Annotated in this window: 6 protein-coding genes; 4 read left to right on the plus strand and 2 right to left on the minus strand. The window is 49.9% G+C overall.

Going from position 1 to position 12,995, the window contains the following annotated elements; genetic code table 11:
* Positions 1-84: 84 nt before the first annotated feature.
* The 4 genes from Hfont_RS09995 (at position 85) to Hfont_RS10010 (ending at position 9,686) form a co-directional block, all read left to right on the plus strand.
* A complete protein-coding gene (locus Hfont_RS09995; RefSeq protein ID WP_112992223.1) occupies positions 85-1,824 on the plus strand; it encodes a ShlB/FhaC/HecB family hemolysin secretion/activation protein in 1,740 nt (579 codons plus the stop codon).
* 62 nt (positions 1,825-1,886) lie between these two features.
* Positions 1,887-8,222: a hemagglutinin repeat-containing protein gene (locus Hfont_RS10000; protein ID WP_112992224.1), complete on the plus strand. Its 6,336-nt coding sequence runs from the start codon at positions 1,887-1,889 to the stop codon at positions 8,220-8,222.
* A 450-nt stretch (positions 8,223-8,672) separates the two neighbouring features.
* Positions 8,673-9,116: a hypothetical protein gene (locus Hfont_RS10005; protein WP_133467290.1), complete on the plus strand. Its 444-nt coding sequence runs from the start codon at positions 8,673-8,675 to the stop codon at positions 9,114-9,116.
* Between the two features lie 6 nt (positions 9,117-9,122).
* Complete coding sequence (locus tag Hfont_RS10010; protein ID WP_112992226.1) at positions 9,123-9,686, plus strand: hypothetical protein; 564 nt, start codon at positions 9,123-9,125, stop codon at positions 9,684-9,686.
* Between the two features lie 317 nt (positions 9,687-10,003).
* Here Hfont_RS10010 and Hfont_RS10015 read toward each other — a convergent pair whose 3' ends face one another.
* Positions 10,004-10,843: a Rossmann-like and DUF2520 domain-containing protein gene (locus Hfont_RS10015; RefSeq protein ID WP_112992227.1), complete on the minus strand. Its 840-nt coding sequence runs from the start codon at positions 10,841-10,843 to the stop codon at positions 10,004-10,006.
* Between the two features lie 25 nt (positions 10,844-10,868).
* Positions 10,869-12,845: an ATP-binding cassette domain-containing protein gene (locus Hfont_RS10020; RefSeq protein WP_112992450.1), complete on the minus strand. Its 1,977-nt coding sequence runs from the start codon at positions 12,843-12,845 to the stop codon at positions 10,869-10,871.
* Positions 12,846-12,995 lie beyond the last annotated feature (150 nt).

Consider the following 12,995-nt stretch of genomic DNA (forward strand, 5'->3'; position numbering starts at 1 on the left):
TGGCATGTCCCCGCATGCGATTCTCTATATGGTTGCTTTTTTCTTAAGTACACCATCGGGGGCGGCTTTTAACGGCCGCAATAAATGCACAAGCAATTCGTTGTAAGTCCTTTCTTCCGCAAGTTGTTTTCTCCTTCAATTACTTTAGTGCTTAGTGGACTCTTTTTCACATCGTCTATATTTGCTCAAAGCTTTGCTGCCGATGAATTAATAAGGCAACAAGAACGTGAACGTCAGTTGCGGTTGCAGCAAGAGCAAACGCCTGACGTTCGATTGCAAACGCCTGCATCTACTATGTCGGCAGCGATTCGCTTACCAAAAAACGAGTCACCATGTTTTCGCATTGATCGCTTAGCGTTGTTTGGCAATGCAGCTGATCAATTTCAATTCGCCGTACAAAGCGTAGTTGAAGGCGAGGATTCTCCTATTGGCAAATGCCTCGGTGCCAATGGCATCAACTTGGTACTGACTCGGGTGCAAAACGCCATCGTCGCCAAAGGCTTCGTCACTACGCGTGTGCTCGCCGCACCACAAGACATCAAGACTGGCGACCTCACACTGACAGTTATTCCAGGGCGTGTCCGTGACATCCGTTTTGCAGTAGATGCAGATCCACGCGGGACGAAATGGAATGCCATTCCGATTCAGTCCGGCAACATACTAAATTTGCGTGATATTGAACAGGGTTTGGAAAACTTCAAGCGCATTCCTACTGCTGCGGCAGACATCAAAATTGAAGCAGCCGAAGGCGAAGGAGCGCAGCCTGGACAAAGTGACCTGGTTATTTCCTATCAACAGAGCTTTCCGTTCCGAGTATCTCTTTCCTTAGATGATTCAGGTTCCAAATCGACGGGCAAATATCAAGGTGGGCTGACACTGTCCTATGACAACTGGTGGACGTTGAATGATCTGTTTTATATCAGCGCGAACCATGATCTGGGCGGCGGCGATCCAGGTGCACGCGGTACGCGTGGCGGAACAGTTCACTATTCGGTGCCGTTTGGGTATTGGACTCTGAGCACAACAGCCTCAAGCAATCGATATTTTCAAAGCATTGCCGGCTTGAACCAGAACTACGTTTACTCAGGTACGAGTAGTAGTAATGATCTCAAACTATCTCGGGTGGTTTATCGAGACGCACAACGTAAAACGACAGTAGCGTTACGTGCTTATCTTAAAGAGTCCAATAACTTTATCGATGACACCGAAGTAGAAACACAGCGCAGACGTACAGCAGGCTGGGAACTAAGTGTTGGACACCGTGAGTTCATGGGAGCGAACACGCTGGATCTGAATCTCGCCTATCGCCATGGCACGGGAGCGTTTCAGGCACTTTCAGCTCCCGAGGATTTGTTCGGTGAAGGTGCATCGCGCCCTCAAGTCTGGAATGCAGACGTGTCCCTCTCTGTTCCATTTCAAGTCGTTCAACAAAACCTACGTTACCTCGGTGCGTTCCGTGGCCAGTGGAACGATACGCCCTTAGTACCGCAAGATCGGTTTTCCATTGGCGGCCGTTACACAGTACGAGGCTTTGATGGCGACATGATGCTTTCTTCCGATCGTGGTTGGACCTTGCGTAATGACGTTGGCCTCATCTTAGGCGAAAGCGGACAAGAACTTTACCTTGCTCTCGATTACGGTGAAGTGAGCGGTCAGGCCAGCCAATATCTGATTGGTACGCGTCTGGCGGGTATGGCACTCGGCCTGCGCGGAAATTTTCTTGGCGGCTCTTACGACATTTTTGTCGGCCAACCCATAAAGAAACCAGATGGATTCAGGACCGCGAATACCACAGCAGGCTTCAGTCTGAATTGGAATTATTAATCTGATCTTTGCAATTTTTACTTAAGCGCTCTCACATTAAACGCGTCAATCATTAGGCAAACATGAACAAGAATCTATACCGCATTGTTTTTAATAAAGCTCGTGGCATCTTGATGGTTGTTGCAGAGAACGTATCCGCACAAGGTAAAGGTGATGCTGATCCAGTAGCGTCCATTATTGCTAAGCAAGAAACAGATTTGCATTGCTTGAAAATGAGGCAGATTTCATTTGCAGCGAAACTTGCTGCTGGTGTTATGGCCTTAGTGATGCCATTGGCACACGCGCAGATCGTCGCTGACCCGAATGCCCCTGGTAATCAGCGTCCCACTATTCTGCAAACCGCGAATGGCCTACCACAAGTAAATATTCAAACACCATCTGCTGCAGGCGTATCACGCAATACATACAGCCAGTTCGACGTGCAAAGTAACGGTGCGATTCTTAATAACAGCAGAACTAATACCGCAACACAAACCGGGGGGTGGATTCAAGGCAATCCATGGTTAGTAGGCGGCGCGGCGCGTGTCATTCTTAACGAAGTTAACTCTAGCAATCCAAGTCAGCTACGGGGTTATATCGAAGTCGCAGGACAACGCGCTGAAGTCATCATTGCCAATCCTGCAGGCATTCAGGTCAATGGCGGAGGTTTCATTAATGCCGATCGCGTCACGCTGACGACCGGTACTGCAGTCATGAATCAAGCTAATGGTGGATCGCTCGACAGCTACCGTATTCCACAAGGCACGATCAATATTGATGGTCTGGGACTGGATACGCGCACGGCAAGTTACACCGATATTCTTGCAAGATCGGTTCAGGTGAATGCAGGTATCTGGGCGAATCGTTTGAAAGTCGTCACTGGTGCGAATGAAGTTAGTACGACAAGCACAGACTATCCAGGAGATGTCTCGCAAGGTGTAACTCCGATCGCCGGCACTGGTCCAGTCCCGCAATTTAGTCTTGATGTCGCCGCGCTAGGTGGCATGTACGCCGGTCACATTTATTTAGTTGGTAGTGAGAGTGGATTGGGTGTGCGCAACAAGGGCGCAATTAATGCAGCAGGTGGCAATCTTGTTCTTCTCTCTAACGGTCTATTGACGAATGAAGGAGCGATCCAGGCAGCATCGTCGAATGGTAGTGGTGGCAACGTAAAAATAGATACGGCTGGCGGAATCAGTAACGTCGGCGCAAACGCAGTTATCAGTGCACAAGGTCAAGCATCAATCGTGACCGCAACTGGTCTTCTTAACGAAGTCGGTGCAAAGATGGAGGCGACTTCATTGCTCGCTATCACCGCTGGCTCTATAGACAATGCAGGCAAGCTAACTGCCGGCGATGCGATTACTCTAAATGCTGGTGATATTGGCAATGCAGCCACAGGTGAGATTGCGGGAAATACGACCAAGATTGCAGTCACGAACAATCTCACTAATCGTGGATTGATTGATGGCAGTAACGTATTGGTCGAGGCAGGTACGCTCGACAACATCGGTACCGGCCGCATCTATGGTGATGACCTCGGCATTGCAGCTAACGTTCTGAACAACGATACAGAAACAATCAATGGCCTCCGTTCCGATGCCGTGATTGCTGCACGTCAGCGATTGGATCTCGGTGTTGGTACTTTAAACAATCGAAATGGCTCGCTGCTTTTTAGCGCAGGCGTCGGTGCAAATGCCCTCAACATCGGTGGCAACTTGGATGCGCAAGGTCAAGCTACTGGCACCGTTGGCACGCTCAACAACGCGGCTGCCACCATAGAATCTCTGGGCGGTGCAAATATTTCTGCGCTGCAGATCAACAATATCAATCCCGATTTCAGCATTCGAACGGACACCAGTTATGCCGCCGCTTCTGCCCATTACATTCGCTTGGGAGGAACCAGATACCTAGAGAGTGAACTGGGACGCTGCTTCAAGTGCGCATCGGACCGATATGATAACGGCGACCCTAATCTTCCACGTTTGGAGTACGTCGCCCCTAGCGCTCAATATCCGTTCGAGGCTGGTTATTCGCGTGTTCCTTATCAGCTCGAAGCTTACGTGTACGACGAGTTCAGTGATAGCACCATAACAGTTTCATATGCATATCCTGCTGGTAGTCCCGTGTGGGCACTCTTCAATGTGCCAGAGGGTGACCAGGTACAACTAAGTAGTAGGCTTCTCAGCTACAACCAGAATCTGATTTCTCGGGGATACCGTGACTATTATCATATTTGGGTTACAAGCACCGAGACTATACAGACGGTAGTCGACAATCCGGGTGCTCCAGGTCGAATCATCTCTGGTAGTGCGATGAAGCTTTCAGGTGGAGCGATCCTTAATGACAACAGCCAGATTCTCGCTGATGGGAATTTGGACATCACGGGCAGCAACCTGACTAGTACTGAGACATCAGGCAATCGCCAAGTTACAGACTTCGGCTCATTCCGCGGCGATAGTGTGAAGTACAAAGGCTATGGCGTACACGAAGGATACTTTGGTACAGGATCTTATGTTTATGTAAGTGAGAGTGTCACAACTAAACTTGATACGTCGCTTGTTGAAGGTAATAGAAGCGTTTCCGGTACCGGTACACAACTGACCACACGGACTGCACCTACCAGTAGCATTCTGCGTTCGAGTCCTAATCCTGCGGCTACATATATCTTCGAGGTAGACCCACGCTTCGCTAACCAGCAGCAATGGCTCTCTAGTGATTACATGTTGCAGGTACTGTCGACAGATCCCAATACGATACAAAAACGCCTGGGTGATGGCTTCTATGAGCAAAAACTCATACGTGAGCAGGTTGCGCAACTCACAGGACGCAGATTCCTTGATGGCTATGCCAGCGATGAGGCGCAATATCAAGGGTTGATGCAATCGGGTGTCACTTACGCGCAGAAGTGGAATCTCGTGCCTGGCATAGCCCTTACAGCAAGTCAGGTAGCGCAGCTCACGAGTGACATGGTATGGCTGGTTGCTCAAGAGGTTGTACTGCCGGATGGAACCAAGACTATGGCGTTGGTGCCGCAAGTTTATGCGATGCCGAAGGCGGGAGATCTCGCTGCTAATGGGTCTTTGCTGGCCGGGCAGAACGTCAACATCCAACTTACCGGGGATCTCAAAAACTCTGGCACGATTGGGGGACGCAAGGTAATGCAAATCAGTGCAGACAATGTGCAAAATCTCGGCACTATTGGCGGCAAGGGAGTCAACGTGGTCGCACAACAGGATCTGATCAACTTTGGTGGTCGCATGATTGCTGAGGATAGCCTTACCGCCACGGCAGGCAGGGATCTCATCGTACAAAGTACGACGAGTACCGGATCTTCCTCCGCTGGTCTATCCAGCAGCAGTCTTACGCAAGTAGATCGCGTGGCGGGTCTTTACGTTACGGGGGATAAGGGCATTCTTGTTGCCAGCGCTGGCAATGACTTTAGCGTGTTGGCAGGCGTGCTCTCCAGCACGGGCAGCATTCAAGCAACCGCTGGCAACAATGTCAACCTCGGCACGGCAGATACTGCATACGCTAGCGACCTTACAGCCAACGAACGTAACTACATGCGCGAGTCGGGCATGCGGGAAGTGGGTAGTCAAATCGTCTCGGGTGGCAACATAATTCTTGCCGCCGGCAATGATACTCATGTCCGTGCTGCCACCGTCAATGCTACCGGAGACCTGACACTCAGTGCAGGCGGCGATGTCAAGATTGTGGAGGGGCGAACAACAAGGCAAAGTGACGATGCGCGCTACGCTACGAGTTCCGGTTTCCTCTCCAAATCGACTACAGAAAGTCGAAATCAAAGTCAGAGTGATATTGCCATCGGCAGTAGCCTCGGTGGCAAGACCGTCACGCTCGGGTCGGGCGGTGACACGCTCATCCGTGGGTCCAATGTGGTCGGCGACAATGGCACCACCGTGGTAGCGGGTAGGGATCTCAGCATCCAGGCCGCGACCAACACCAGCCAGTCCAGCAGTTTCAACGAGACGAAGAAGAGCGGTCTTTTCAGCAGTGGCGGCTTGAGCATTACCTACGGCAAACAGCAGCTAAGCACCGATCAGAACAAACAGTCCACCAATGCCTCGGCTAGTACGGTGGGGAGCGTCGGCGGCGATATCGTGCTCTTGGCGGGGCAAACCTATAGCCAGATTGGCAGCGATGTACTTGCCCCTTCGGGTGACATTAGTATCGCCGCGAAGAAGGTCGATATCGTTGCTGCCACCAATACCTATACCAATAGTACGGAGCAGCGCTTCAAACAAAGTGGCCTGACGCTCGCCATCACCAGCCCGATCATTAGTGCCATCCAGACTGTGCAGCAAATGGCAGTTGCTGCGAGTCAGACTAGTGACGGCAGAATGAAGGCGCTGGCTGGCGCAACGGCCGGGCTTGCGGCCCAAGGCGGTTATGACGCGATTCAGGCAGGACAAGGCGCAACCATCAATGGCAAAGAGAATCAGATCGCAACCGGTAAGGATGCACAGGGCAATCCAACCAGCCGTGATGCTACCGCCGCCGATCAGGTAGGGGGCGTCAACCTCAGCATCAGCATTGGCGCCTCCAGCAGCGAAAGTAAGACGATCCAGACCGGCATCAATGCGCTTGGTTCCACGATAGCTGCAGGCGGCAATGTCACCATCGTTGCCAGCGGCGCAGGTAAGAATTCCGACGTCACTGTGCAGGGCTCTGACATCGGTGCAGGGAACAACGTTATTATTAGCGCGGAAGATGAAATTAAATTACTTGCAGCTCGAAATGCCGATGAACAGCACAGCACTAACAAGAGCAATAGTGGGAGTATAGGCATAAGTATCGGTACCAGCGGTTTCGGCGTGACAGCCTCTGCAAGTTCTGGTCGTGGGAATGCGGATGGCAAGGATGTTAGCTGGAGCAATACCCACATTAACGCAGGCAATCAATTGGCGCTAGTTTCAGGCGGCGATACTAATTTAATTGGTGCGGTCGCTAATGGCAAACAAGTAGTGGCAAATGTGGGCGGAGATTTGAATATCGAAAGCCTGCAAGACACCAGTAAATACGACAGCAAACAAAAAGACATTGCTGCCAGCATCACTATCGGTGCTGGTGCCAGCACTGGCAGTCTCAGTTACAGCAAGAGCAGTGTCAATAGTGACTACGCGAATGTGAGTGAGCAGAGCGGGATCAAAGCAGGTGACGAGGGCTTCCAGGTTAAAGTAGGTGGCAATACTGACTTGAAGGGCGCTGTCATTGCCAGCACTGACAATGCGGTACAGGACGACAAAAATGCTCTCGTCACGGCAAGCCTTACTACCAGCGACATTACTAATCATGCTGAGGCTAGTGCTAAAAGTAGTGGAATTAATCTTTCCAGCGATATGCTGGCACAAGGTAAATACGGTATTGCCAAAGGCATTATAGGGACATCGCTTAACAACGGGAAAGAGTCAGGTTCTTCCGAGGGAGTTACTCATAGTGCTATTGAATCTGGACGTGTAGTGCTTACTAATGAGGCTGCACAGTTGAATTTGACTGGTAAGTCTACAGACGAAACGGTTGCGACTTTGAATCGTAACACCTCCAATGCGCAACATGCGGCGCAGAAGCTTGATCTTGGCGCAATGATGGAAACGGTAGAGGCGGAGCGCGCCATCAAGCAGGAGGCGTTCAGACAAGCAACAATAGTGACCGATGCAGTTTATAAGTCTGCTACAGGGCCAAAAAAAATAATGCTACAAAAATGTACAGGACAAGGAACAGATTGTAGCGCTGTAGAAGTTGATATGAGTACGCATAAAATTACTATAGGGCCTGACGGAAAGGTGTACGTATTTAACCATGGTATCTCGAACACAGAGCAGGATGCGTTGGCAAATGCAGCCAAACAGAGTGATGCGCATGCGCTTGAACAAGGGGTGTACGTTGTTATAAATCCTCACACAGGTAGTGCACTTGCGGAGGTGTTGTATGCAGGTTGGGACAAGGTGGCGGGTACGACTTTTGGTATTAGCAACGCAAGCGAAGCGAATATTGATTTGCGCGACCAGGTCAAAGCGGCGGGTGGCATGATTATGGAAGTTGATCATAGCCGCGGCAATATCACCAGTTTCAACGCCACCCAAACCCAAATCGAAAGGGGACAAACGAATGTGCCTGTGAGTTTCGTTCAAATGAACGGTTCACCGATTAATGCATTGGTGGCGCAACAAGCATTCGATGTAGCGACTGGTGCTGTCGCCAAAGTATTTCAATCGACACATCAAAACGACTTTATAAGTACATTTTTGGGAAGCAATCCAACAACGGGCGGCTTAACAAGTATTTTCGGTGCTGCTCATGGAAGTTACGGTCCGAATGTATCTACAGAACTTGCTGAAAGAGTTTGGGGCGTTGGACAAAAAAGTATTTCGATACCGAGTATTAGTAGAGATTAATTATGATTAAGATTATTGGTATTACTCCTATTTTGTTTTTTTTATGTTCTTGTAGTTTGCATTACATGGATGCTCCACCACCAAGCCAAAATCAATACTGGATAAAGTCGGGGCACTCCTTAGAACTCATAAATGTTGCACTCATTAGCTGTGGATATGACGAACCGAGATGGAGTGTGGAACAACAAGAAAAAGTCGATATTTGCATGCTTAGGAAAGGGTTCGTTTTCCGAGACTCACCTTATGGAAAAGTGCATGCTCGCTGTACATATCCGCCTTATCAACATCTCCCATCTTGCCAATCAATGAAGAAATGATCCATTTGTTGAATTTCGGTTGGACAGTGTTAAGAAATTCCTCGCTCTAAAAATATGCGCAAATGGATGTAACGCTTGCATAAATAATGTATTCCTATTTAGGTAGTCAGCTTAATTATTTTTTGGACAAAACATGAAGAAAATACCGTTATTCCTTGTTCTTATAGTTATGCTTTCAGGTTGCGGTACTACGAATAATAAGCATAGTTCAAAAGATGCAATGAGCGCTTGCATTGCTGCTGTTAAAGGGACTGATTTTCTGGTTGTTAGCGTTCCAGCCGCAGACAGCTTTATTGCTAATAAACTGATTGTTGCGTCGGTCAAGACAACCGGTTCGAATGCTATTGATGCGTTAGTAACTACGATGTCTCTGTCAGTCAGGCCTGCAATTATCGTCGTGGGGGATAACGATGAAGTGACTGCTGTGACTTTAGAGGCATCCCTACTCAAATTGCCGCAAGGTACAGTTCGCTCCAGCAAACCGGTATGTGTTGCAGGGGCAGATGTACATAAAACGCCTCTTCAGGCAGCCGCTGATAGTGCCGGTATTCAATTGGTAATGGCTTCGAATCGATAAGCGCAAATGTCATTCATACGAGGTAGATATTTGTTGTCATCGGCGCGCTTAAAGATTGCTATTGCGTTGTTGTTTGCCATGACATTGGCAGGGTGCGCAACATCATCAAGTGTACAAACCGAGTTCGATCCAGCAACCCAGGCTCGGATTCGTGTATTCCATGGCACGGCTGCGTATCTTTATCTGGGTGACGTTTGTGATGGCAATACCCATCCGGTTATTCATGCTGCTGCAGGCGGATTTTCCTATTTCGAACGCAATAAAAAAATAGGAGTGCCAGCTACTGACGATATGCCGTTTTCTTATCATGAGTATGCGATTCCAGCCAATGAACCTCTTACAGTGAAAATGTACTGGCAAGCGCAAAATGCGAGTGGGACATGGGAGCGTTGTGGTCCACTTTATACAACGTTTACTCCTAATGCTGGACAGAATTACGATACCTTCATGCAGTTCCACCGTGGTGTTTGTCAGGGAGTGAAGGTCCGTAAATTAGTAATGCATGCCGATGACAAGGCTACTACCATAGCCGCACCACTGAATGGTCTTCCATTTCGTCATTGTAATTAGTAGTTAGCTCATTTTCTTACACTCGCGGTCGTTTGGCACCAATTGCACTTGATCGAACCGAGGTGCTTATCGGATGCTATTAACGGCAGGCGGCGGCAATGTCGACGGCAAGGATGTTAGTCGGATAGCACCACATCAACGTGGGTAATCAGGAATAAGGCAATCCGGCAGTGGCATCTTACTTTTATGGTCCAGCACGAGAGGTTCACTCCAAACGTGGGTCAGTTTTCGATGCAAATCAACATCAACTTTGCACAAGGCTATGGCGTGGGTCGACCGGAACCGATCACATTCGTAAAAACCTGAATGTTTTATTTTCATTTTGATCTTCTTGATCGGAATGCCAGACGGGCAGTGAGGCTGCCTAATTTTTTATACAGCAAGCCATACGGCTTGTTCCAGCTTATAACTGCACGATACTGGCTAAGCACCGCTTTTATATCGCCGCGCACGATCGGGCCTGTTAGCGCTTTTTCTGGTCCGATTTTCAAAACATTCTCAGTGGTTTCCCGCACCAGTGCAGCCATCATCTTGAGCGCAACGTCCTGCGGTATACCAGCTTGTCCATAGGTTTGCACGGCAGTGTCCAGCAGCGTTACCAGATAGTTGGAGGCGAACACGGCAGCAGCGTGATACAGGATTTTTTCTTCGCTCTTGATCGTCACCAACTGCGCGCCGATTGCTGTAAATAGCGGCGTCAATATATCGAGTGCACGTTGATCGCCCTCGACACCGCAATAGGTGTCGGCGAAATCGCAGATGATTTTTTCCGGTACTGCAAAACTGCGGATGGGGTGGATGCTGGCGATTGCTGCGCTGTGCGCGCTTGCAGCTTGCAATATCGATGATGGCAGCGCGCCGCTACAGTGGAAGACGATACTGTCTTTGGACAGACAATTCGCGTTTGCCAAAGACTCGCAGCATGCTGCGATTTGATCGTCCGGTGCAGCGATCAGAAAGATATCGGCAGGGCGCAGATCATCGTAGTTATTTGCTACACGTCCTGCGCCTATAAAAGTGATTGCGTTCATTCCACTTGCTGTCGAACGATTCAAAATGTCTTGAATCTCGACAGCATGCTTCTCGTACAACAAGCGTCCCAGCGTCTGGCCGACTTTGCCACAGCCGATAATGCTGAGTGTCGCGGGTTTGTTCATGCTGATCGCTCGTGAGGGACGCTGTTTATTTGCCGGCTTTTTCCAGTGCTTCCTGCTGCTCCAGCCATTCTGCCTCAAGCTGTGTGACTTCCTTGGTATAAAAACTTTGGTCTGCCAGCAACTGCTTCAGTTCTTTTTTCTTGGCGGAGTCGTATATCAACGGGTCCGCAAGGGCTGTTTCTACTACTGCTTTCTGTGCATTGCGCTTGGCGATTTGCTCTTCCAGCTTTTTGATTTTAAGTTCTATCGGCTTTCTGTGCGCAGCCAGTTTTTGACGATCTTCCGCTTCCTGTTTTTTCTGCTCACGTTTGTCTACCGCAGATGCTGCTGGTGCAGCAGGTGCGATGATGCTTGCGGATTTCTCTTTGACGACTGGTAGTGCTGCAGCATTGCCTGCGGCGGCGTTCTTGGTCGCGAGTTTGGTCTTGAACAGCCAATCTTTGTAATCATCCAGATCGCCGTCGAATGGTTGAAGTTTGCCGTCGGCGACGATGATGAATTCGTCCGTCGTGGCGCGCAGCAGATGTCTATCATGTGAGACAACCATCAGCGTGCCTTCGAACTGTGCCAATGCCATGGTTAATGCTTCGCGTGTTTCCAAGTCCAGATGGTTGGTTGGTTCATCGAGTAGCAAGAGGTTAGGGCGTTGCCAGACGATCAGTGCCAACGCAAGACGTGCTTTTTCACCGCCGGAGAATGGTGCGATTTTGCTGGTGACCATCGCGCCGTTGAAGTTGAAGCTGCCGAGGAAGTTGCGCAGCTCTTGTTCACGTACGGTCGGTGCAATGTGCGCCAGATGCCACAGTGGTGATTCTTCGTGACGCAGCATTTCAACTTGATGCTGGGCGAAGTAACCGATTGCCAAACCTTTGCCGAATTCTGATACGCCACTCAGTGGAGCCAGTTCTGCGGCGATAGTTTTGATCAGCGTTGATTTACCAGCGCCGTTGACGCCGAGCAGGCCGATGCGCTGGCCGATCTGCAATGAAAAGTTGATGCCGGAAACGATCTTCTTTTCCGTGATCGAGTAGTCGGTTTCATTTTCGATACGGTAACCGGCATCGACGTTTTCCATGACCAGCAATGGATTCGGCGCAGCAGCCGGTTCGCGGAATTCAAATGAAAATTCAGCGGCTGCGCGCAGGGGGGCAAGCTCATCCATTTTTTCCAAAGCCTTCATCCGGCTTTGAGCTTGACGCGCTTTGCTGGCTTGCGCCTTGAAGCGGTTAATGAAGGATTCCAGATGTGCGCGTTGACGCGTTTGTTTCTCCAGCGCGCTTTGCGCCAGGATCATTTGTGCAGCACGTTGACGTTCGAAACCTGAGTAATTACCCGAATAGCGTTTCAGCTTGCGCTCGTCGATATGCACGATGACGTTGACGACAGCATCCAGGAAATCCCTATCATGCGAGATGACGATCAAGGTGCCTGGATAACGTTTGAGCCAGTCTTCCAGCCAGATGATTGCATCCAGATCCAAATGGTTAGTCGGTTCATCGAGCAGTAGCAAATCGGAAGGGCACATCAAGGCTTGCGCCAGATTCAAACGCATACGCCAACCGCCGGAAAAGCTCGCAACCGGTTGCTCCATCTGCGCCATCGTGAAGCCTAGGCCGAGCAGCAATTGTTCGCCGCGCGAGCGCACAGTGTAGGCATCGGCATCGGCCAAAGCACTGTAGAGTTCGCCGATCAATACACCATTGTCAGTCGTGTCTGGTTCACTTTCGAGGAAGGCGAGTTCTTCTTCCAAGCGGCGCAAGGTGACGTCGCCATCGATGGCGTAATCGATCGCTGAGCGTTCCAGTGGTGGAGTCTCTTGCGCGACATAGGCGACGCGCCATTTTGCGGGGAAGTCGATAGAGCCGAGGTCGGCATGCAGTTCACCCCGCAGCAATCCGAACAGGCTGGATTTACCTGCGCCGTTGGCACCGATCAGGCCGATTTTATCGCCTGGATTGAGTGTGACGTCGACTTTGTCGAGAAGTGGCTTGATGCCACGCATGAGTGAAACTTGTTGAAAACGGATCATGTGGTGTGTAAGTGGATCGCGCTGGCGACCGACTTTGCTTCTTCAATAAACGATTTAAAAATAAGCGGCAAGAAAAGTTTCCTGTAGCCGAAAGATGGAGCGGCAAGTTTTGTAGCTTGCTTA

The organism is Herminiimonas fonticola (genome assembly GCF_003293745.1).
Taxonomy (GTDB): Bacteria; Pseudomonadota; Gammaproteobacteria; order Burkholderiales; family Burkholderiaceae_D; genus Oxalicibacterium; species Oxalicibacterium fonticola.

Coding starts and splice junctions, on each gene's coding strand:
- Hfont_RS09995 (WP_112992223.1), top strand. CDS start 85: ATGCACAAGCAATTCGTTGTAAGTCCTTTCTTCCGCAAGTTGTTTTCT.
- Hfont_RS10000 (WP_112992224.1), top strand. CDS start 1,887: ATGAACAAGAATCTATACCGCATTGTTTTTAATAAAGCTCGTGGCATC.
- Hfont_RS10005 (WP_133467290.1), top strand. CDS start 8,673: ATGAAGAAAATACCGTTATTCCTTGTTCTTATAGTTATGCTTTCAGGT.
- Hfont_RS10010 (WP_112992226.1), top strand. CDS start 9,123: ATGTCATTCATACGAGGTAGATATTTGTTGTCATCGGCGCGCTTAAAG.
- Hfont_RS10015 (WP_112992227.1), bottom strand. CDS start 10,843: ATGAACAAACCCGCGACACTCAGCATTATCGGCTGTGGCAAAGTCGGC.
- Hfont_RS10020 (WP_112992450.1), bottom strand. CDS start 12,845: ATGCGTGGCATCAAGCCACTTCTCGACAAAGTCGACGTCACACTCAAT.